This is a genomic window from Terriglobales bacterium (assembly GCA_035561515.1).
Classification (GTDB): Bacteria; Acidobacteriota; Terriglobia; order Terriglobales; family Acidobacteriaceae; genus DATMXP01.
In genome coordinates this window covers 130,536-149,452 of the sequence record DATMXP010000022.1, presented here as the reverse complement: position 1 = coordinate 149,452, position 18,917 = coordinate 130,536, and the positions used below count along the sequence as shown (strand labels likewise).

Annotated in this window: 26 protein-coding genes; 9 read left to right on the top strand and 17 right to left on the bottom strand. The window is 56.1% G+C overall.

Features of this window, described 5'->3' with window-relative positions:
* Positions 1–2 precede the first annotated feature (2 nt).
* Together hemH and hemE are read right to left on the bottom strand one after the other, a co-directional pair.
* Positions 3–917: a ferrochelatase gene (hemH, locus tag VN577_10265; GenBank protein HWR15204.1), complete on the bottom strand. Its 915-nt coding sequence runs from the start codon at positions 915–917 to the stop codon at positions 3–5.
* An 11-nt stretch (positions 918–928) separates the two neighbouring features.
* A complete protein-coding gene (gene hemE, locus VN577_10260; GenBank protein ID HWR15203.1) occupies positions 929–1,981 on the bottom strand; it encodes a uroporphyrinogen decarboxylase in 1,053 nt (350 codons plus the stop codon).
* A gap of 285 nt (positions 1,982–2,266) precedes the next feature.
* On the opposite strand from hemE, the gene VN577_10255 reads away from it, so the two are divergent.
* Positions 2,267–3,955, top strand: a complete 1,689-nt coding sequence (locus VN577_10255; GenBank protein HWR15202.1) for a M28 family metallopeptidase — start codon at positions 2,267–2,269, stop codon at positions 3,953–3,955.
* 25 nt (positions 3,956–3,980) lie between these two features.
* Here VN577_10255 and VN577_10250 read toward each other — a convergent pair whose 3' ends face one another.
* On the bottom strand, positions 3,981–4,424 hold the full coding sequence (locus tag VN577_10250) for a hypothetical protein (protein HWR15201.1): 444 nt from the start codon (positions 4,422–4,424) through the stop codon (positions 3,981–3,983).
* 78 nt (positions 4,425–4,502) lie between these two features.
* Positions 4,503–5,390: a TIGR01777 family oxidoreductase gene (locus VN577_10245; GenBank protein HWR15200.1), complete on the bottom strand. Its 888-nt coding sequence runs from the start codon at positions 5,388–5,390 to the stop codon at positions 4,503–4,505.
* A 196-nt stretch (positions 5,391–5,586) separates the two neighbouring features.
* On the opposite strand from VN577_10245, the gene VN577_10240 reads away from it, so the two are divergent.
* Both VN577_10240 and VN577_10235 read left to right on the top strand, forming a co-directional pair.
* Positions 5,587–6,051 (top strand): hypothetical protein, encoded by a 465-nt coding sequence (locus VN577_10240; protein ID HWR15199.1) that lies wholly within the window; start codon positions 5,587–5,589, stop codon positions 6,049–6,051.
* Positions 6,052–6,094: 43 nt separating this feature from the next.
* Positions 6,095–6,763 (top strand): hypothetical protein, encoded by a 669-nt coding sequence (locus VN577_10235; protein HWR15198.1) that lies wholly within the window; start codon positions 6,095–6,097, stop codon positions 6,761–6,763.
* A 55-nt stretch (positions 6,764–6,818) separates the two neighbouring features.
* Here the strand turns inward: VN577_10235 and VN577_10230 are convergent, their stop codons facing one another.
* Entirely contained in the window at positions 6,819–7,004 is a 186-nt protein-coding gene (locus VN577_10230) for a hypothetical protein (protein HWR15197.1), read from the bottom strand.
* A gap of 144 nt (positions 7,005–7,148) precedes the next feature.
* Positions 7,149–9,113 carry an acyl-CoA carboxylase subunit beta gene (locus VN577_10225; GenBank protein HWR15196.1) on the bottom strand — a complete coding sequence of 655 codons (1,965 nt, stop codon included), beginning with the start codon at positions 9,111–9,113 and terminating at the stop codon, positions 7,149–7,151.
* Between VN577_10225 and VN577_10220 the strand changes: the two genes are divergently transcribed.
* Entirely contained in the window at positions 9,078–10,757 is a 1,680-nt protein-coding gene (locus VN577_10220) for an FAD-dependent oxidoreductase (protein ID HWR15195.1), read from the top strand. The two genes, VN577_10225 and VN577_10220, sit on opposite strands and share 36 nt — an antisense overlap.
* Positions 10,758–10,759: 2 nt before the next feature.
* On the opposite strand, the gene VN577_10215 is transcribed toward VN577_10220, so the two are convergent.
* Positions 10,760–11,485 carry a hypothetical protein gene (locus tag VN577_10215; GenBank protein HWR15194.1) on the bottom strand — a complete coding sequence of 242 codons (726 nt, stop codon included), beginning with the start codon at positions 11,483–11,485 and terminating at the stop codon, positions 10,760–10,762.
* Between the two features lie 417 nt (positions 11,486–11,902).
* Between VN577_10215 and VN577_10210 the strand changes: the two genes are divergently transcribed.
* On the top strand, positions 11,903–12,136 hold the full coding sequence (locus VN577_10210) for a hypothetical protein (GenBank protein ID HWR15193.1): 234 nt from the start codon (positions 11,903–11,905) through the stop codon (positions 12,134–12,136).
* Here VN577_10210 and VN577_10205 read toward each other — a convergent pair.
* From VN577_10205 to VN577_10175, 7 genes are all read right to left on the bottom strand, one after another.
* The gene (locus VN577_10205) at positions 12,133–12,369 is read right to left on the bottom strand and encodes a hypothetical protein (GenBank protein HWR15192.1); all 237 of its coding nucleotides are present in this window, start codon (positions 12,367–12,369) and stop codon (positions 12,133–12,135) included. The two genes, VN577_10210 and VN577_10205, sit on opposite strands and share 4 nt — an antisense overlap.
* Before the next feature lie 161 nt (positions 12,370–12,530).
* Positions 12,531–12,920: a hypothetical protein gene (locus tag VN577_10200; GenBank protein ID HWR15191.1), complete on the bottom strand. Its 390-nt coding sequence runs from the start codon at positions 12,918–12,920 to the stop codon at positions 12,531–12,533.
* Positions 12,917–13,111, bottom strand: a complete 195-nt coding sequence (locus tag VN577_10195) for a hypothetical protein (protein HWR15190.1) — start codon at positions 13,109–13,111, stop codon at positions 12,917–12,919. Before VN577_10195 ends, VN577_10200 begins: the two co-directional genes overlap by 4 nt.
* A gap of 57 nt (positions 13,112–13,168) precedes the next feature.
* Positions 13,169–13,864, bottom strand: coding sequence for a hypothetical protein (locus tag VN577_10190; GenBank protein ID HWR15189.1), 696 nt, complete (start codon positions 13,862–13,864; stop codon positions 13,169–13,171).
* A 25-nt stretch (positions 13,865–13,889) separates the two neighbouring features.
* Positions 13,890–14,084 (bottom strand): hypothetical protein, encoded by a 195-nt coding sequence (locus VN577_10185; protein ID HWR15188.1) that lies wholly within the window; start codon positions 14,082–14,084, stop codon positions 13,890–13,892.
* Positions 14,077–14,247, bottom strand: coding sequence for a hypothetical protein (locus tag VN577_10180; protein ID HWR15187.1), 171 nt, complete (start codon positions 14,245–14,247; stop codon positions 14,077–14,079). The genes VN577_10185 and VN577_10180 overlap by 8 nt, the downstream gene beginning before the upstream one ends.
* Complete coding sequence (locus tag VN577_10175; protein ID HWR15186.1) at positions 14,248–14,667, bottom strand: hypothetical protein; 420 nt, start codon at positions 14,665–14,667, stop codon at positions 14,248–14,250.
* A gap of 147 nt (positions 14,668–14,814) precedes the next feature.
* Here VN577_10175 and VN577_10170 point away from each other — a divergent pair, with 147 nt between their 5' ends.
* From VN577_10170 to VN577_10155, 4 genes are all read left to right on the top strand, one after another.
* The gene (locus VN577_10170; protein ID HWR15185.1) at positions 14,815–15,135 is read left to right on the top strand and encodes a hypothetical protein; all 321 of its coding nucleotides are present in this window, start codon (positions 14,815–14,817) and stop codon (positions 15,133–15,135) included.
* 566 nt (positions 15,136–15,701) lie between these two features.
* The gene (locus tag VN577_10165; GenBank protein HWR15184.1) at positions 15,702–16,337 is read left to right on the top strand and encodes a hypothetical protein; all 636 of its coding nucleotides are present in this window, start codon (positions 15,702–15,704) and stop codon (positions 16,335–16,337) included.
* A 99-nt stretch (positions 16,338–16,436) separates the two neighbouring features.
* Positions 16,437–16,622 (top strand): hypothetical protein, encoded by a 186-nt coding sequence (locus tag VN577_10160; protein HWR15183.1) that lies wholly within the window; start codon positions 16,437–16,439, stop codon positions 16,620–16,622.
* A complete protein-coding gene (locus tag VN577_10155) occupies positions 16,612–17,367 on the top strand; it encodes a hypothetical protein (protein ID HWR15182.1) in 756 nt (251 codons plus the stop codon). Before VN577_10160 ends, VN577_10155 begins: the two co-directional genes overlap by 11 nt.
* A 3-nt stretch (positions 17,368–17,370) precedes the next feature.
* Here the strand turns inward: VN577_10155 and VN577_10150 are convergent, their stop codons facing one another.
* From VN577_10150 to VN577_10140, 3 genes are read right to left on the bottom strand one after another with little or no spacing between them, the layout of a single operon-like run.
* Positions 17,371–17,883 carry a glucosaminidase domain-containing protein gene (locus VN577_10150; GenBank protein ID HWR15181.1) on the bottom strand — a complete coding sequence of 171 codons (513 nt, stop codon included), beginning with the start codon at positions 17,881–17,883 and terminating at the stop codon, positions 17,371–17,373.
* A 1-nt stretch (position 17,884) separates the two neighbouring features.
* Positions 17,885–18,529, bottom strand: coding sequence for an NUMOD3 domain-containing DNA-binding protein (locus VN577_10145; GenBank protein HWR15180.1), 645 nt, complete (start codon positions 18,527–18,529; stop codon positions 17,885–17,887).
* A 7-nt stretch (positions 18,530–18,536) separates the two neighbouring features.
* A complete protein-coding gene (locus tag VN577_10140) occupies positions 18,537–18,839 on the bottom strand; it encodes a hypothetical protein (protein HWR15179.1) in 303 nt (100 codons plus the stop codon).
* Positions 18,840–18,917 lie beyond the last annotated feature (78 nt).

Genomic DNA, 18,917 nt, shown 5'->3' with positions numbered 1-18,917 from the left:
TTTTAAGCGCCGGCTTTCAATGCCAGACGTTGCCGCGCCACATCAGCCACGGCCTTGATGAACGTGGGCGACTCGTTGAGCGACTCGGCTCGCCACAGTTTCATCCCGTGTTCTTCGGCGAAATGCTTGAAGGCGATATCGATATCGTAGAGCACTTCGACGTGATCGCAAACAAAACCGATCGGCTGGATGAAGACGGCTGTGTGCCCTTCGGCTTTCAGGGCGACGATGGTTTCTTCCACCGTCGGACCTAGCCATGGCCCTCCGCTCATGCCCTGGCTCTGGAAGGCGAACTTGCAGTCTGCTGCTGCGAACCCGGCTTCCGCGGCGACTAACTGCGCACTGTGCACCGTCTGACACTCGTAGGGATCACCTTCGTTCACCGTGCGCTGAGGAACGCTGTGCGCAGTAAAGATGATCGGCATCTTGCCGCCGTTTTCTTCGCTTGCTCGCGAGAATCCCTGCTGAAGCCGCTCCGCGAATGCTTTGATCAGCAGTGGATGATCGTGCCAGCTTTCCACGAAATCGATCTCGAACGGAGCACCCTCGAGCGCCTTCCGGTACAAACCGACGCTGGTCCGCGAGTTATGCGGGGCCAGGCAGATAGCGACTGCATGCGTCACGCCCGCCGCGTTCATATCCGCGATTGCTTTGCTGGTAAACGGCATCCAGTTGCGCATGCCGACGTAGGTGCGAACGCCAAGCTCTCGCTCAACGGCCGCAGCCTGCTTCAAGGTGATCTCCGTGAGAGGCGATTTGCCGATCAAGCTGTAGCGGTGCTGCACTTCCTTCACTACGGATTCAGGCAGCCCTCGACCACCCGTGACGTAGCGCAAAAATTCCGGGATGTCCTGCACGCTCTCAGGACTACCGTGCGCGAGCAACAACACGGCTGTTGATTGTGTCTGCTCCGACAAGTTGGTCTCCGCTAAACCGTCTGCGTTACGGTGCGAGCTGAAAGTTCGTGTACCATTTCGAGCAGCGCCTTTACGTTTTCTACTGGCGTTTCCGGAACGATGCCATGTCCGAGGTTGAAGATGTGTCCCGGGCGTCCGCCAGCGCGTTGGATAATATCCGCTACTCGCGCTCTGATTTCGCTTTGCGGCGCGAACAGCGCGATTGGGTCGAGGTTCCCTTGCACGGCCCCGCGATTCCCGAGCAGTTTCCATCCTTCGTCGAGCGGAACGCGCCAATCCAGTCCGATGACGTCGGCGCCGGTTTCCTGCATCGAAGGCAATAGCGTGGTGCTGTCGGTTCCGAAGTAGATGACAGGAGCGCCGGTCTTCTTCAGGCGTTGGACCAGCTCCTTCGTGCGCGGCAAGGCGTAACGGCGATAATCGTCCACGCTGAGACAGCCGACCCAGCTATCAAAGACCTGCACAACGTCTGCGCCGGCGCGAACCTGCTCTTCGGTGTATTCGGCAAGCACGCTGATGAGTTTCTCCATCAGGGCGTCCCACGCGCGGGGCTGGTTGTACATCATCTTCTTGGTATTCACGTAATGCCGCGAACCGCCGCCCTCGATCATGTAGCTGGCGAGCGTAAACGGAGCACCACAGAAACCGATGCAAGGCAGCTTGTCGCCGAAGTGGCGCGTGACCAGTCGAATCGATTCGCCGACATAGGCCAAATCGGCAGCTCGGTCGGTGCGCAACTGTGCGACATCCGACTCCGTCCGGACCGGCTTCTCGATTACAGGACCTTCGCCAGCCTCGAAGCGAAAGGGAAGTCCCATCACTTCGAGAGGTAACAGGAGGTCGGCAAAGATAATGGCGGCGTCGACCTTCAGGATTTCTGCGGCTTCAATCGTTACCTGCGCAGCCAGAGCCGGTGTCTTACAGATCTCAACCAGCGAGTGGTGCTTGCGGACGGCGCGGTACTCAGCCATGTAGCGTCCGGCCTGCCGCATGAACCAAGCGGGCGTGACCGGCGTAGGAAGGCCCTTGCAGGCCTTTACGAAAATGGAATCTGGTGCTGACATTCATTTTCAATTTAGCACCCCGGAAGGCCTTCCCATGGGGGAAACTGAGCACAAACCCCTGTGATTTGCATCACATAACACCCGGACGGGGGTCGACCCCGACAGCACGCAACTAAGTGGAAACCGGCGTGTTTCGTGCACTTGCATGGGACGGACTGCTCTGTTTCCGGTATGCCTCCAGGGGCCAAATTGACCAGCTTTCCGTCTGTACCTAGGATGAAATCAACTCGGAAATGCGGGCACCACCGGTGCCAGGCACATTCCATCGCCAGACAAGGAAACTCCATGTTCAACCGACTCGCACTTATCTTCGCGTTTGCCCTGCTCGCTGTTTCGTCGCTCGTCGCCGAAAGCGCTGCTGCCCCACCACTGCCTTCGGGAGATTCTCTGCAGCGAATACGGCCGGAAGCCATTCGGGCCCACATGGAGTTTCTCTCCGACGACCTGCTGGAAGGACGCGAGGCGGGTACGCGCGGGTACGACATTGCGGCGCATTACATTCGGGCGCAGTTCCAGGAGATCGGGCTGAAGCCAGGCGGGACGGATGGCAGCTACTTCCAGCAGGTGCCGCTGCGTCGAACTGTGATCGAGCCGGAACAGTCGTCGTTGAGCATCATCAACAATGGTCGTGAAACTAAACTCCAGTTCGAAAAGAATTTCATGATGACCGGCAGTCCTCTGTACGAGAACACGTCGATCGAAGCGCCGGTCGCGTTTGTCGGATATGGGGTGGTCGCGCCTGAGTTCAACCACGACGACTACAAAGGGCTCGACGTAAAAGGCAAGATCGTGGCCTTCGTTTACGGCGCGCCAAAAACGTTTCCTGCTGCGGAGCGCGCCCATTTCTCCGGATCAGTGGAGAAGACGAAAGTTGCTGCCGATCACGGAGCGGTTGGAGTTTTAGTGATTTGGGCCGGAGAACCGGAGACGAAAACGCCATTTGACCGCTTCGCCGGGTTCCTTCGCCTGCCGGGTATGCGCTGGCTTGATCCGAAAGGAGTTCCCAGCGACGTGCGTCCGCAGATCAAGGGTTCAGCTTACTTGAGCGTTGAAGCCGCGAAGGTGCTGTTCCAGGGTGCACCGAAGAATTTCGACGAAGTGATGGCGACCGAATCTCTCGGCAAGTTGCCGACGTTCCCACTCGCGGCCAAGGTCGCCATCCACCAGGTTTCGAAGCACGAAAACTTGAAGAGTGCCAACGTGGCCGGAATACTTCCCGGATCCGATCCGCAACTCAAGAATGAATACGTGCTCTACACCGCGCATGCCGATCACCTCGGCATCGGCAGGGCCGTCAAGGGGGACAGCATTTACAACGGTGCGCTCGATAACGCCTCCGGCACAGCAGCTCTCATCGAGATGGCTCATGCATTCGCCACGGCGCCTCGTCCGCCTCGACGTTCGATCATGTTCCTCGCCGTAACCGCGGAAGAAGAAGGCCTGCTCGGCTCAGACTACTTCGCACATTACCCGACGGTGCCGATCACGCGAATCGCCGCGAACGTGAACATGGACGAAATCCCGATGACCTTCGACTTCAAGGATCTGGTAGCCCTCGGCGCCGATCACTCGAGCCTTGGCCCGCTGGTTGAGGCCGCTGCCAGGTCCGAGGACGTGGAACTGAGTCCCGACAGCATGCCGGAGGAGAACTTTTTTGTCCGCAGCGACCAATACTCGCTGGTTCAGAAAGGCATTCCGGCGGTGGCCATAACCGGTGGAGACAAAGCTTCGGATGCCAAGGTGGACGGCGCGGCCGTAACCCGCGAATGGATGAAGCACATCTACCATTCTCCGCAAGACGACATGAGCCAACCGCTAAGCTTCGAAGCGGCGGCGAGGTTCACCCGCCTGAACTACGCGATCGGGTACGCCATTGCGAACATGAACTCGCGTCCGAACTGGAACCCCGGCGACTACTTCGGCAAGGTCTTCGGGCAGCAGCAACAAGAGAGTGTCGGAGCAGGACAGCACTAAAAATTGGCGAACATCGGGGATGTCGCTAATCCACGTTTACCTGGATGGTCTTGGTGTCCGCGTTACCGCTCTCGTCTTTTGCGGTGATCGTGTAGGCAGTGCTCTTCGTCGGTGAGGCGCTGACGCATCGCGCCAGAGATGGCCAGGTCTCGCCCTCGGGTTTGGGCTCAATTGCCACCGTTTTGGCGTTCGACACGCCGTAGCAGATGCTGACCTTCTGCCCCGGATGGACGACTCCCGGGTCGGCCGTGAAGTTGAGTACCTTTACCTGGCCCTTACCGTAGGCTTCGTAGCTCTTCTGCGCTCCCTGCACTTCTTCGGTCGATACCTGCTCAGCGGCGTCGCGACGGTCTTTCCAGCGCGAGTAAACGATGTAGCCCACATAAATCGTGACGATCACCAGGAGGGCAGTCGTGTAGGGAAGAAGCTTGCGAATCAGCGGATAGGCGTCTGGTTGTCGATCAGCCACGTACTCACTCCAGAGATAGTCAGAGGCGGAGGACGACAATCCGCCGAACTCTTAGATGCAACTTGGTAAGGCTGTGCGCTAACCCAGAACGGACCTCAGCGCCTGCTCGATTTCGGGATGCTGGAACTGAAAGCCGGCGGCCTTCAGCTTTGCGGGTTCCACCCGCCCGCTGCTAAGTAGCGCCTCCTGCCCCATTTCGCCGAGCATGAGGGTGACGGCCACCGAGGGCAGCGGGAAAAATGTCGGCTTCCCCAGTACGCGCCCCAGTGCTTTCGTGAAAGCTTTGTTCGTGGTTTGCTGAGGCGAGCAAAGATTGACCGGACCATTCAGGGATTCGTTCTCCATGGCGAACCGGATTGCCCGCACGACGTCGTCGATAGTGATCCACGGCCAGTACTGCTTGCCGTTGCCGATCTTTCCACCCAGTCCCATCTTGAAAGACGGCAACATCTGGGGGAGTGCGCCCCCGTTCTTGCTTAGCACCACACTGATCCGCATGAGCACCACGCGTACCCCTGCACTGGAAGCCGGCTTCGTTGCTGCTTCCCATTGCTTTGCCAAGTCCGCCAGGAATCCCGAACCCGGCGTACTTTGTTCGGTGAGGACTTCGTCTTTCCGGTTGCCGTAGTAGCCGGCCCCCGAAGCCGAGAGAAACACCCTGGGCTTTTTCTCGGCCCGCGCGATGGCCGCTGCGATCGTTTCCGTACCGCGCACACGGCTGTTGAGGATTCGAGACTTCTTCTTCTCCGTCCACCAGCCGGAGATCGTTTCGGCCGCCAGATGAACGACAGCATCGGAGCCTTCGACCATTTCCGGATCGGGCTGACCGTTGGGATCCCACCGCCGCTCACGGTCGTTTGCCGGCGCCCGACGCACTAAGTGGATGACTTCGTGCCCATCCGCCTCGAGCGACTGCACCAACGCTGAGCCTATGAGTCCACTGGCTCCCGTTACCACGATCCTCATCTTTCCCTCCCACGGAAAACTGCCGCCCATTGTTGCCCGATGCGATTCCTTTCGTTGCATCGGGGTACTTCCGGGTTACATTAGCGGCATGCTGTTCCGAATCGTACTATTTTCCTCGTTTCTTTTCGCCTCTGTGGCAGCACCAGCCCAACAGCCCGCGGCAAACCCGGTACCGGAAAACTCCCTCCAGCAATTTTTGGATTCGCAATTTGGCGAAGGATTCAAGGTTGATCCGAAGTTCCATCCATTGCCTGCCGATTTCGACGGTGACGGGGTTGAGGACGTCGCGATCGTGACGTTTGGAAAAGATCCGCTGGCTCGCAGCGCCGACAAAAACTACAAGGTCGTCGACCCGTACGACGAGTACTTCGGGTTCGGCGATGCGAAAGTTACAGCCCGTTTCAGCGGCTTCGGAGACGGCACCTCGCACTGTGTGAACGTAATCCACGACTGGCGTAACCAAAAACCCAAAGCCAAGTTTGTGATTATTAATCTGCCGTTCGAGTCACTTGGTTTGGGTACAGTTCCCTATAAGAAGCGGACCGTGACCGGTATCGCCGCAAAGGAAGGCGGCGGACTCAACGCCCTGGTCTTCTGGGACGGAAAGAAGTACCGCTGGGAGCCCAGCGAATTCAGCAATGATGCCGATCTTCCGCGATAACCGCCAAGTTGTACTTAGGTGCGCGAGGGACCATAATTTAGTCATGCAACGCGTGGTCAGGCTGTGCTTTGTTCTTCTGCTGTTCGCTTCGGTAGTTGCTTTCGCCGCGAAGGAATTCGTCATGCCAAAGGTGTATCCGGCGAAGACGTATCCAGCGCATGACGATCACCCGATGGAAAGGTTCTCGATCGCAGCCGATCCCTACGACATGGCTGACAAGGCTGCGGTCTTCACCATCGATTACCGCTCGAAGGGATACCTGCCCATCTTCGTCGTGTTCACCAACGACGGCGATCAACCCGTTGCCATGAACGAGATGAAGGTGCAGTTGATCACCCGCAACCGCGACAAAATTCAGCCCGCGGACGAAGATGACCTTTATCGGCGGTTCTCCAAGATCCGGCGCCGCGGCGATGAAGCCCGCCGTAATCCGCTTCCCATCCCGTTGCCCGGAGGCGGTCCGGATGTCGGCGTGAAGAAAAACAGCCGTGATGAAATCGGCATGGCGCTGTTTTCGGCCAAGGCAGTGGCTCCCGGCGAAAGCCAGGCAGGGTTCATGTTTTTCGACGTCAGTGGAATCTCGCAGCCGCTCGCGGGCGCGCGCCTTTTCTTCACCGGGCTTACGAATCATGAGGGACAGGAACTCATGTACTTCGAGATCCCGATGGAGAAATATCTCAGCTACACTCCGCCTGGTACCGAGCAAAGATAGACGGCCGGTCGCAACCGGCCTCTGCCCAATATCCTTGTGACTTATCGTGTGTGATTTATCGTGAACGCTGTTGCTGGCGTAAAGCGGCGAGTGTGCGTTCCACGGTGGCCAAATGTTGTTGTAGTTGACGTTGTTGCGAAGCGGAGCGGTCACGCTTGATCATCGCTTCCACTTCCGCGCGGCGAGTTTCAAGTCGGCGGATCTCCTCAAGAATCCGCGTCGTTTGGTGGTCCCCCGACATGCAGAACCTCCACTCTTACTCGAGGTCTGGGGCCTCTCCTGTTGGAGCGGGAGAATAGTACGCCTCACCTTCCGAAACCGGAAGGGACTTTGGGACGAAGTTTTCAACAGAGACAAATTGCCGCTGGTCTTTGAAATCGTCTGCTTACAGCGGAATATTGCCGTGCTTCTTCGGCGGATTCTTGTCCCGCTTGGTCTGCAACATCTCAAGCGCCTGGATCAGCTTCATCCGCGTCTCCTGCGGACGTATCACCGCATCCACAAATCCGCGATCAGCCGCAACATATGGGTTCGCGAACCGTTCTTTGAATTCTTCGATCTTCTCTGCCCGTTTTTTGCCGCGTTCATCCGGAGACTTCGCTTTGTCCAGTTCGCGCTTGTAGACGATGTCCACGGCGCCCTCCGGACCCATCACCGCAATCTCGGCGGTGGGCCACGCATAATTGACGTCTGCACGAATGTGCTTCGACGCCATTACGCAGTAAGCCCCGCCATACGCTTTGCGCGTGATCACGGTAATCTTCGGCACCGTCGCTTCGGCAAACGCGAACAGCAACTTCGCGCCGTGCACGATGATGCCCCCGTGCTCCTGCTGCACTCCGGGCAAAAATCCAGGTACATCCTCAAACGTGATCAGCGGGATGTTGAACGCATCGCAGAAGCGCACGAACCGGGCACCCTTAATGGAGGAATTGATGTCGAGCACGCCTGCCAAGACTGCCGGTTGATTGGCAACAATTCCGACCGGCCTTCCATTCAGTCTCGCAAATCCCACCACGATATTCGTCGCGTAATGCTCGTGTACTTCGAAGAAGTATCCGTCGTCGATCACGGTGCGGATGACATCTTTGATGTCGTACGGTTTGTTCGACTCCGCCGGAACAATCGAATCCAGTGCTTCATCCTTGCGGTCGGTGGGGTCCGTGCACTCGCGTCTCGGCGGATCCTCCAAATTGTTGGACGGAATAAAGCTCAGCAGTTCGCGGATCTCCGACAAACACTCGGCGTCATCATGGGCGAGGAAGTGCGCCACGCCAGACTTCTGGTTATGCGTCATGGCGCCACCAAGCTGTTCCTTCGTGACTTCTTCGTGCGTGACGGTTTTGATCACGTCGGGTCCGGTGATGAACATGTACGACGTGTTCTCCACCATCAAGATGAAATCCGTAATCGCGGGTGAATACACCGCACCGCCCGCACACGGGCCCATGATGGCTGAGATCTGCGGGATCACCCCGCTCGAGAGCGTATTCCTCAGGAAGATATCAGCGTAGCCCGCCAGCGACATCACGCCTTCCTGGATGCGCGCTCCGCCTGAATCGTTCAGGCCAATCACCGGTGCGCCGACCTTCATCGCCATGTCCATGACCTTGACGATCTTCGCGGCGTTGGCCTCCGACAGCGAGCCGCCGAAGACGGTGAAATCTTGCGCAAAAACGAACACCAGCCGGCCTTCGATCCGCCCGTATCCGGTGATGAAGCCGTCACCGTAGTACTTCTGCTTGTCCATGCCGAAGTCGTTGCACCGGTGCGTCACCAACTTGTCGGTCTCCTCGAACGTACCTTCGTCGAGCAGGAACTCGATCCGTTCGCGGGCCGACATCTTTCCTTCTTTATGCTGGCGCTCTCTGCGCTCCGGCCCACCACCTGCTTCGGCCGCCGAATCACGTCGTTTCAATTCTTCGAGTTTCTGGGCAAGATCCATGGTGCAGGGATTATATCCAGAGTCTGCCCTGAATCCTTCTTCCTTCTGGATCATCTGTACTAGCTCCGTGTCTCCCGGAGGATGGCCATGGCACCCGCCTGTAAGCACATTTCCCAGATCCAGGACGTAACCCCTTCCGCCAAGGGCTGCGAAGACTGTCTTAAGATCGGCGCCCGGTGGGTCCACCTGCGGCTGTGCCTCACCTGCGGCCATGTTGGCTGCTGCGACAGCTCCCCCAACCGGCACGCCACGAAACACTTCCATGCCACGAAGCACCCCATCATCCAGTCCTTCGAGCCCGGAGAAGACTGGCGCTGGTGTTACGTAGATCAGATCGAGGTTTAACCGCCGCTCGCAAGGAGGCGCCCGATGGAAACCGTTGTGAATCCCGTTGCTCCGGTCCATACCAAGCCGGAACAGGCATTTCCCACCTTAACGACAGCGCAGATCGACCGCCTTCGCCGCTTCGGAGATTGCCGCTCGGTCCACCGTGGCGAAATCCTGTTCGAACAGGGAGACGTGCAGGTTCCATTCTTTGTTCTTCTTGAAGGAACCATGGACATCGTCCAGCCCACCGAGTCGACCGAGCGTCCGATCACCACCCACACCCCGGGACATTTCACCGGCGAAGTCAGCATGCTTTGGAATCGCCGATCGCTGGTTCGCGGCCGCATGATCACCGATGGCGAGGTCCTTGAGATCACGCAGGAGAAACTTCGCGGCCTCATCCAGACTGAAGCCGACCTCAGTGAGACCATCATGCGCGCGTTCATCCTGCGCCGTCTTGCGCTCATCGAAAGTGGATTCGGAGACGTAGTAGTCCTCGGTTCGCGTCACTCGGCGGGCACGTTGAGGGTCCGCGAATTTCTCGGACGCAACGGCCATCCTCACACCTATGTGGACCTTGACCGCGACGAAGAAGCGCAGCACCTGCTTGAGCGCTTCAATGTCAGTGTCCTCGACGTGCCGGTGGTGATTTGCCGTGGCACAACGGTTCTAAAGAATCCGACCAATCACGAAGTGGCTGAGTGCCTGGGCCTGAACCCGAAGCTCAGTCACGAAGACATCCGCGATGTGGCGGTCATTGGTGCGGGACCGGCAGGTCTTGCGGCTGCCGTTTATGCCGCTTCCGAAGGGCTCGACGTGGTCGTTCTGGAAACCAGTGCCCCCGGCGGACAGGCAGGGTCAAGTTCCAAGATCGAAAACTATCTAGGATTTCCGACCGGCATCTCCGGCATGGATCTCGCAGGACGCGCCTACACCCAGGCGCAGAAGTTCGGGGCAGAAATCGTGGTAGCAAAATCGGCCACGCAACTGCACTGCGACCAGCAGCCGTACGTGGTCAGCCTAGACAAGGACACGTGCATCACGACACGCACCGTGATCATCGCCTGCGGGGCCGCCTACAACAAACTCGCCGTGCCTAACCTCGAGCGCTTCGAAGGCAAAGGCGTCTACTACGGCGCAACTTACATCGAAGCGCAATTGTGTGGCGGTGAAGAGGTTGTTGTTGTGGGAGGAGGAAACTCAGCCGGACAGGCTGCGGTTTTCCTCGCCGAACATGCCAGCAAGGTTTATATGCTGGTTCGATCGCAGGGGCTTGCCGAAACCATGTCGAAGTACCTTATCCGCCGCATCGAGGAAAACCCCAATATCGAGTTGCGCACATTCACCGAGATCGCCGCGCTCGACGGAAGGGATGATCTTGAATGCGTCCGCTGGAAACACAAGAAGACAGGGGTTGAGGAAACGCATGCCATCCGGCATGTGTTCGTGATGACTGGTGCCGCTCCGAATACTAAGTGGTTGGAAGGCTGCATCGCACTCGATGAGCGAGGATTCGTCAAAACCGGTCGGGACCTGAATGAGCGCGAACTGCTCGGCGCCGACTGGCCGCTCACGCGCCAGCCTTACCTGCTGGAGACCAGCCTGCCCGGTGTTCTCGCCGTCGGCGATGTCCGTTCAGGCAATGTGAAGCGTGTCGCCTCGGCCGTTGGCGAAGGCTCGATTGCCGTGCACATGGTCCATCAGATCCTGCAGCGTGGCTGAATTTATCCGGTGATCCAGCGGGCGAAGTGCATCCAGGCGCCGGTCTGCGCAACGAGAAATCGAGTTGGGTACGACAGGACGAGAAGCGCGCCGGCCCATGCAAACGCAGGATGCAGTCTCCGGTGCAAATGCGAATCCCAAATGACAATCCCGATAAGCAGCAGTGTCGTCCCGGCCATCGCGAGCATCGGCTTTCCTGAACCTAGAAAGATGATCGTCAGCCTTCCGAACGCTGCCGTTAGCAGTCCAAGCGTCGCCACTACCATGATGCGCTTGTGGTAGTCAGTGTGTCGGCGAAAGAGAAATCCCGCGGCGATCAGGATCGTGAATACGACCATATCGAAGAAAGGTATGACGAAGAAGATCAGCGGCGGAGGTGCGCCCGGCGGAGCGTGTCCCAGACGAGCTGCCGTAACCGCCGTCAGCGTGCCGACAATAATCATCGTTACCGCCAGCAGGAATCCGGCGATCCCCAATTTCATGTGCAGCCGCGTTCGCCTCGACGAAACCAACCACGCTTGAACGATGAACAACACCACCCACGACGAGAACAGCAATCCGTGGAGATGCACGAGTGGCGAAAGCTGCGGAGTGCCGAACAGTTCCTTCAGGTAATAGGTACGCGAAAATCCAGCGACCACCACAAGTGCCGCAGCAATGGATGCCGCTGTAAAGATCAGACGCTCTCGTTCACGAGGCGATTTCACACGAACCGGTACAGTGGCCATGGTGCCCCCACAAGTGCCGGGGATTGTATCTCAATTCGTGAGGATTGGTTGGCACATTCAGGCACGAGCATCTGGCAGGATCAACATGCTTTTTTTCAGCCACTTAGAAACATGCTGGATGCAGGAAGATTTGATTGAGGGTTCTGAGCGGCCGCTCGCCCTGGATTTGAATGGTCGGGGCGATAGGATTCGAACCTACGACCCCCTGCGCCCAAGGCAGTTTGCGGTTCGAGTATGGGTGCCCTGAGCGTTTTCAACAGCTTAACTAGGCTTCTGATTCCACGCTTAAACTAGCACAGAGGCTCAATTCGGCCTACTGTTTTCTGCCTATGAATTTGGTAGTCGGAATCTCGTATACTGGCCTAAATTCCAGCATCTCGTTACAATGCCTCGTTGCTTACAAGAGAGGAACGAGGCATGGCACGTAACATTACTGGTGAGGAGCTTCTGGCGAAGCTTCAGGCTGAAAGAGCGGAGTTGGATATTGCGATCAGGCAGTTGACGAGAGCAATGAGCAAGACTGGTGCCTCAGGTACTACGCCGCAGGTTGCGAATTCGACTGGCAAGGGGAAGAGGCATCTCTCGGCTGCCTCACGTAAGAAGCTCAGCGAAGCAGCCAAGAAGCGTTGGGCGAAGGCAAAGCGAGGCTAGAATTGCCCCGCTATCGAAAGTCTCGAACGATACGTGCGAAGTATCTTGGTATCACCTGTCTTGATGTTCTGAAATTGGGGACGCAACCTTACTGCGGACACGACATCGACAGCCATGCAGGTTCCATCTGTGAATTCGACTTCGATGCAGTTGTAGTCGGGGTCGAAGGCGACGGTCATTTTCTTGACCGTCTTGCCTCGGGCTTCTTTCAACTCAATCCACGGCTTCGACATACAGCAAGACATAGCTCCCGGATACTACGGCCAGAACAGGAATGTCCTGTGAATTATTTGTTTGCTGCCCGGAATTGCGGACACCAAAATTGTAAAGTCTGCAAAATCTGAGTGATACAGGTTCGGACTTTGCAGACTGTTGCTAATGTGGTGGTCGGTATTCAGGGCAATCTCGTCTTTCGGATGTCCCCCCACGGCTCGTAGGGCGTCTGTCGCCACAAGCGCATCGCAAACTCATAGAAATCGTCACGAGGAAATTTCAGGCTTGCGCCCGGCTTGAATCGGGACGGTCGCACGTAAGCATGTGGATAGGGTGTGAGTTCAGGCCCGAGCAGGTTGGCGATTTCCGAAAATTCCTGCCAGTCCGGAAGCCAGTCGCCGTCGTGCATCAGCCAGAGTTCATAAACGACCTCGCTGATACGAGCTACGTTGTCTTTGCATACCCAGATGTCCGGGCGTGTTGCTGCAAGCTTTCCAAATTGCTGCTTGAACCAGTCGGCGTTGCGACGGATGTACTGGGCGTAGAGCGGGTCATTCGTTGCACGTTTCATTGCTGCCCCCATAGCTTCGAGCATTCGAGGATGTGAGCCTTCTGTTGCGCGTACCACTGTTCGCTGTAAAACTTCGCATCGCCATGCTCATATAACCAATCAATTGCTTTCTGTGCCTTCTCAACCTGCGTCGGCGACATCGCCTTAAGCTTCCGGTCGGCAGGTTTCTCTATTGCTTTTCTCTTTTTCATCGTTCCCTCAGGTGCCCTGATTGGGCTTCTAAAGAGAGGGTTTGATATTGGAGAAATCTATTTACGGGTTTTCTTCTGAGCCAAACGAGGCGGCCTGCCACCCCTGATCGGTCGTGGCTGCTTTCCCTGCAACATGTCGCGGTACAAATTTCGCAAAACGCTCTTACGGCTGGTCACACTTCCAATGTGCAACCCGTAAGCATCGGCGATCTCGTAGCAGTAATGCCCGTCGAGAATCATGTCCAACGTGTCCAGCAGATACGGGCGATGCTTGCTGACAAACGCACGGAACTCTTCAATGGCGCTGATGTCAGGGGTTGTGGTGTTCGACATCTCGGCTCTTTTGAGTTGCTTCTTGATGTCTTCCGATCCTTCTTCCTCATTTCTGATCAGGTTGCCGAATGCATCGGTTTGATGTTTATTAACCTGATTTGCCATCTCCCGGCGCATGACCATGTACACGAAGTTGAAAAACAGCCTCTTATCGGTACCACCTGTCTTAGCAGGATCGAATCGTTCAATGGCACGGCTCTTGACCAGCTTGAGCAGAAGCTCCTGCACCAAGTCATCTTTCATCGGCTGAGGAATACGAGGATTGCGGTACACGAAGCTGCGTACAAGTTTGGGATACCGCTCCAGAAACTCTTCGAAAGTTTTGGGTGCGACGAACTCGGCACTCGTGGCCTCTTCCGGCGTAGATACGTCGGGGGACACTTCATCTGGCGACACTTCGAGTTCGAGTTCCGTTGACATAGAAATTTCCGAGAAGAATTGGGATTTAGGCTGCGAGGCGGGGCTTACGACCACGAGGCCGGGTGATGCCATTTGCCTTGGCGACACGGATCACCCAATCGATACCAATTTCGAATTTCGTGGCTATGCTTTTATAAGGTTCAGCCGGGTTCTCTTTGATGTACCGGGCTAACGTGCGGTCGAATTCCAACCGTACTGCCTCGATGGATTTCTTATTCATGTTCTTTTGCCTTTGCCGCCAGAAGTGATCGGACGCCATTCTTGCGCCAATACTGCGCAAGCTGGGTCGGATGCATGCGGAAGAAATAGCCGGGCACTTCTACCATCTTGCGTTCGTTCTTGGTCGTGAGCACCGTGCAGATCAGCGTGTCGGTGTAGTTCATCTACTTTGCCCTGAAAAATTCGTTGATCTTGTCGGCGAGATAACGAGCGAATGCTTCCGTCACCGGAGGCCGCTTCGTAATAGGACGACCAATGAACTCGTCCGCAATCTCGCAAATCTGCTTGGGCGTGATCTTCTTAGATGGTGCGGGGGTGAAGTCCACAGCCTTCCATGTCCCTGACTGACAGACAATCGGTGTGTTCTTCTCTTGATCTGTGAGCGGACGCAGGCCGGAATATTTCACTGCATCGAGACGACGCTCGATGGCAGCGACACGCATGAAGAGGGGCACATCGTTGGACTCATCTTCGACGGCCATGCGGTCGTCTAGTTTGTCGAGGCGGTCGAGCACGTCAGCGAGGCTTGGGCCTCCGGTGCCGAGGATGAATCTCTTGGGATTGGTAATTGTGAAATCTGACATTTGGTTCTCCTACTAAGGCATCCGATAGCGAGAATTTCACTCGTTAGCGTTCCACTGACTTAATACGGAGAAAATTGGGAGGAGCCGAGTTTTGGTAAGGCTCTGCATGATCCGCTCTCGTCCCGTATGAGGCATTAGGGGATGAACGTGGCGGATGATCGTTTTCAACTACCGATAAAGCAGTTCGTGCAGGGAGTGTTCTCGGACAACGGAGCACCGTCATCCAGCCGGGTCGTGAGCTTCATCCTGAGCATGGGCAGTCTGTTAATTCTGGCGGTTCTGTTCCGGCACCTGATGTGCCAGCCAGCGGACAAGCTAGCCGTGTGGCTCCCAAACCTGCCCTACATCATCGGAGCCTTAGCGGTGTTCAGTCAGAGTCCGTACGGAGTTAACCGCATCGGCGATTGGCTTCTTCGCAAGAAGGACAACAAGCCCCCGGAAGAGCCGAAGGCCGAGCCTACATCGTGAAGAACATCAACAAAAACTGAGTATTAAGTAAGCGTGAGATTAGGGTCACATCTGTCGGCGGAACACAGAGCAAGAATCTCCCGAGGGTTGAAAGGGAGAATTTTCTCGGCCGAGCATCGGGCAAACCTGTCGAGGGCCACGAAGGGTAAGACGAAACTACGCACGGTAGCGACACCACGAAAGACTCATTGCGCCCGTGGTCATGAACTGACTCCTGACAATGCGTATATCCGTACCAACGGCCACCGTTCATGCAAGACGTGCCATAAGGTAGCCGGAGCCAAAAAGCATCTGAAGACCACATACGGATTAAGCTCCGAAGCTTTTGGTGCGATGAAACAGGCGCAAGCGCATCGCTGTCTGATTTGTGATCAGCCATTCGTCGAAGGTGATAAGCAGTTAAAGCCAGTCGTGGATCATGACCATCGCTGCTGTCCGGGCTCCCGAACGTGTGGAGGTTGTGTCCGAGGTTTGCTGCACGACAAATGCAACCGAGCCATCGGTCAGTTTGATGATGATCCTGTGACTTTGCGGAAAGCAGCGGAGTATTTGGAAAGAAAAGCAGTATGAATTTGGACTGGAAACACTGGCTGTTTAGTCATTTGATTTGGATTATCGCTCTCGTGGTCGGATATGTGGGCCTGCACTCGTATTTACAAGAGAGGGACGCCCGGCTACTCGCTGAGCAGCAGATCAAGATCAGTGAGCAAGTGGTCAAAGGCTTGAAGGATCAAATCAAGGCAAACAACGATCAGATCGCAACCCTCCAAAAGTCCATTGATGATGTGAATAAAGCAGCGCAGAGGAAGATCGATGTCATCGTCCAGCAGCAGGAGCGGGTCAAGACTCCAGCACAAGCAATCCCTGCAATTGCAGAGACTAATCCTGAACTGGATGCGCACAGCATCCCAGATGCTCCGGACTACAGCGCCGTTAAAGCCATTCCGCTTTTCACGACACTCAGTCAATGCCGGATCACTGACGCTAAGCTGGATGCCTGCACCAAGAATCTCGACACGGAAACGAAAATCGCAGCCAAGAACGATGACAACTACCAGAAGCAGGTAGCGATCACAGCGGAAAAGCAGAAAGAAATAGACAGCCTCAAGAAGCCAAAGGGATTCTGGTCGAAGGTCAAAGGCACCGCGAAATCGATTGGCATCGGTATCGGGATCGGTTTGGGCCTCAGCAAGGCACTGTGATTCCCCGCAAAACTCCCCTCCGCAAGTATTAACCCGATAGCACCAGAACACGTGCGTTCCAAGTTTTTGAACTTTCGGCCTCTTCATTAGGAGGCTGGTATGGAACGTTACCTCGCTGGTCACGTCACTGGACGGATCAACACCCGGCACGGAGTTGTGTACGTCCACCGGGGCTATCTATTGGGAATTTTCGAAGGCAGTTATTTGCGTCCTTGGGCCACTCTGGATGAGGCAACACGGGACAACATTCTGATTGAACTGGCGGGTTCCGGCTATGAAGCATAAACCGGAAGCCTTCCGCCGACGTAAGGGACATTGGGTCGGAGCCGACGGCTTTGTTTGCCCCAAAGACTTTGCGGAATTCTATGATCGCTTCCCGAACTACGCGCAGCGTTGGGTAGCGATGAACCTGCGGTCGCTCACCTACGACCGTGCTGATGTCGAAGAGTGGACAAACGAGCTATTGCTGTTCCTGATGCAGCGCAAACCTCGGCAGAAGACACGCAAAATTTCCGATGCCATTGAGACTTTTGACCCTCGTCGTTGTGAGGGTGCCTCGAAGAGCCGCTGGTTCCGCTACCTCGATGCCATCCTCTGGAACCGCTTCCGTGATCTGCTCGATCACCGCAAGCGGGATTATCTACGCAAGCCAAATGCGTTCCCGATCAATCCGGATGGCACATTAGGATCGGCATTCCATGGCGCTGAGCGTAGCACCGATGATGTGCTCGATCTTGGAATAGAAGATGTATCTCAGGAGACGGCGGAAGCCGAACACGTGAAGCAAGAGCAGAGGCTACATGTGTGGGGTTATCGGGAGTTCGTGGCGAAGCATGATCCCGATCTGCTGCCGTTGATGGATGCAATCGCCACCGCTAACACTCTGCGTGACGCTCAGGTGATGCTCGGATGGGCATCGAACGTGTTCGTCGCTGGCCGGGAACGTCTACAGATATTGGCGGAATGCTACAAGAAGGGCGGTGACGTGCCGCCCCGGCGCAAGGTGTATAAAGCTAGGCTTGCGGCCTAGCTTTTATGCTGCTGGCGTCTCTTCCGTTACTTCCGGCTGCGCGGTCGCCTCGGCGTAGAGCGCCGGGAAGTACGACTTGAAGAAGTGAATGCACTTGTCACCGCGTTGCGGATCGGTGCTCCACGTCTTCGATACTTCAGTGATGAACGCGATTGGGTTTTTGGCTTCGAGTGCCGCTTTGTAGTGCGGGTATTTCGGGGCCAGCCGCTTAAGAGTGGCTACCCGATCCTCAAAACTCTCTTTGAAACTGGGATATTTGACCCATGCTGTGTTGCCGTCGATCACCCACTGACCGTCAATGAACTCGCGGGTAGGGATAACGATGGTGTCGTAGATGGGATGCGCATGCTGCTTGACCCCGAACAGGTTGTGTCCATCCACAGCCAAATGGCTCTTGCCGAAGCAAGACTCCAAACAAGCTTCCGCCGCTGCCATTTCTGGAAACGGATGATTGGCAGCGCGTGCCATCTCCGCAAACATTCTTGCCGTCTGTAGTTGTGCTTCAAATGTTGGCATTTTATAAGTACCTACCTTCTTCATCCCTCTGGCGAAGCTTGTTCTTTTCTCTCCAACTGTCGGGTTTCGGCCTTCCTGTCAGAGCAATTCGCATCCTCTCCACTCGTTCAGGTGGGGGGCAATATCCCTTGTGAGCCTCGCTGAGCTTGGCTTTCATCTCTTCATTCCATGCTTTGCCCATGTTCCACGAAGATTTTCCGATCCGGCTTTTGGACATCTTTTGGCGAGTCTCTGCGGAGTAAATACCCGTCTTTCCCTTGTTCCAAGGCGTCAATCCCTTGAGCGAGTCAGACATCTTCTGTCTGGTTTCGTCGCTTGCTTTACGTCCACGAGAACCACGACCACCCGCTGTCAGGTTGTAACCACCTTCTGGTGCAAGCGTGCCAAGGCGTTTTACCCACCATGCCTCAAGCTCAAGAGCCTGCTCCGGTGTATTCCCGGCATCGACCTGCTCGACGCGGAACCACTCTTTGCCATACTTCTTAATCGCTCGTTGGAGATAAGCGGCTCCGCTCCTGCGACCCTTCAGATGTTCAGCGAATCTGTCCTCAACCGTCTTTCCGGCAGTCACGATGCAGCCGACATATGGCTTCAGGTGTTGGACATACTCAGGGTGAAAACACGTGATGAGGTAAACCGGATACATGTATTCCTTACTTCTTACGGGCTGCCCTCTTGGCTGCCAGTGCCGCTTCAAGCTCAGTGAAATTGACTTCTGTTCCGCCAGTAAATTTGGCGATGTTTTTGTCGATATTCAGGAGCGTGTGAAAGGTGTGCGGGAAGTCGTTGGTGGCCATCTGTTCGACGTAGTTTTCTGTGCTTTGAAGGCGATTCGCCCCGCCGCGTAGCTTCCATCCCAATGCGCTGATGCTCCCTGATACGCCGAGGAAACCTAATACCACCGTCGGCCACGTGAGCGATTTAATGAATTCGACTACTGTCTCGTAAGGTGTCATGTATAAGTCCGAAATAGTGTTGTGGTTCGGTTCGACCCACAATTACTCATACGGCGCAAAACATGGTCAGAGCAGGAT

What these genes read in the sequence shown, in the direction of transcription:
- hemE (HWR15203.1), bottom strand. Translation starts at nt 1,981, where the DNA reads ATGTCAGCACCAGATTCCATTTTCGTAAAGGCCTGCAAGGGCCTTCCT.
- VN577_10255 (HWR15202.1), top strand. Translation starts at nt 2,267, where the DNA reads ATGTTCAACCGACTCGCACTTATCTTCGCGTTTGCCCTGCTCGCTGTT.
- VN577_10245 (HWR15200.1), bottom strand. Translation starts at nt 5,390, where the DNA reads ATGAGGATCGTGGTAACGGGAGCCAGTGGACTCATAGGCTCAGCGTTG.
- VN577_10235 (HWR15198.1), top strand. Translation starts at nt 6,095, where the DNA reads ATGCAACGCGTGGTCAGGCTGTGCTTTGTTCTTCTGCTGTTCGCTTCG.
- VN577_10230 (HWR15197.1), bottom strand. Translation starts at nt 7,004, where the DNA reads ATGTCGGGGGACCACCAAACGACGCGGATTCTTGAGGAGATCCGCCGA.
- VN577_10220 (HWR15195.1), top strand. Translation starts at nt 9,078, where the DNA reads ATGGAAACCGTTGTGAATCCCGTTGCTCCGGTCCATACCAAGCCGGAA.
- VN577_10225 (HWR15196.1), bottom strand. Translation starts at nt 9,113, where the DNA reads ATGGACCGGAGCAACGGGATTCACAACGGTTTCCATCGGGCGCCTCCT.
- VN577_10215 (HWR15194.1), bottom strand. Translation starts at nt 11,485, where the DNA reads ATGGCCACTGTACCGGTTCGTGTGAAATCGCCTCGTGAACGAGAGCGT.
- VN577_10210 (HWR15193.1), top strand. Translation starts at nt 11,903, where the DNA reads ATGGCACGTAACATTACTGGTGAGGAGCTTCTGGCGAAGCTTCAGGCT.
- VN577_10205 (HWR15192.1), bottom strand. Translation starts at nt 12,369, where the DNA reads ATGTCGAAGCCGTGGATTGAGTTGAAAGAAGCCCGAGGCAAGACGGTC.
- VN577_10200 (HWR15191.1), bottom strand. Translation starts at nt 12,920, where the DNA reads ATGAAACGTGCAACGAATGACCCGCTCTACGCCCAGTACATCCGTCGC.
- VN577_10195 (HWR15190.1), bottom strand. Translation starts at nt 13,111, where the DNA reads ATGAAAAAGAGAAAAGCAATAGAGAAACCTGCCGACCGGAAGCTTAAG.
- VN577_10190 (HWR15189.1), bottom strand. Translation starts at nt 13,864, where the DNA reads ATGTCAACGGAACTCGAACTCGAAGTGTCGCCAGATGAAGTGTCCCCC.
- VN577_10185 (HWR15188.1), bottom strand. Translation starts at nt 14,084, where the DNA reads ATGAATAAGAAATCCATCGAGGCAGTACGGTTGGAATTCGACCGCACG.
- VN577_10180 (HWR15187.1), bottom strand. Translation starts at nt 14,247, where the DNA reads ATGAACTACACCGACACGCTGATCTGCACGGTGCTCACGACCAAGAAC.
- VN577_10175 (HWR15186.1), bottom strand. Translation starts at nt 14,667, where the DNA reads ATGTCAGATTTCACAATTACCAATCCCAAGAGATTCATCCTCGGCACC.
- VN577_10165 (HWR15184.1), top strand. Translation starts at nt 15,702, where the DNA reads ATGAATTTGGACTGGAAACACTGGCTGTTTAGTCATTTGATTTGGATT.
- VN577_10160 (HWR15183.1), top strand. Translation starts at nt 16,437, where the DNA reads ATGGAACGTTACCTCGCTGGTCACGTCACTGGACGGATCAACACCCGG.
- VN577_10155 (HWR15182.1), top strand. Translation starts at nt 16,612, where the DNA reads ATGAAGCATAAACCGGAAGCCTTCCGCCGACGTAAGGGACATTGGGTC.
- VN577_10150 (HWR15181.1), bottom strand. Translation starts at nt 17,883, where the DNA reads ATGCCAACATTTGAAGCACAACTACAGACGGCAAGAATGTTTGCGGAG.
- VN577_10145 (HWR15180.1), bottom strand. Translation starts at nt 18,529, where the DNA reads ATGTATCCGGTTTACCTCATCACGTGTTTTCACCCTGAGTATGTCCAA.
- VN577_10140 (HWR15179.1), bottom strand. Translation starts at nt 18,839, where the DNA reads ATGACACCTTACGAGACAGTAGTCGAATTCATTAAATCGCTCACGTGG.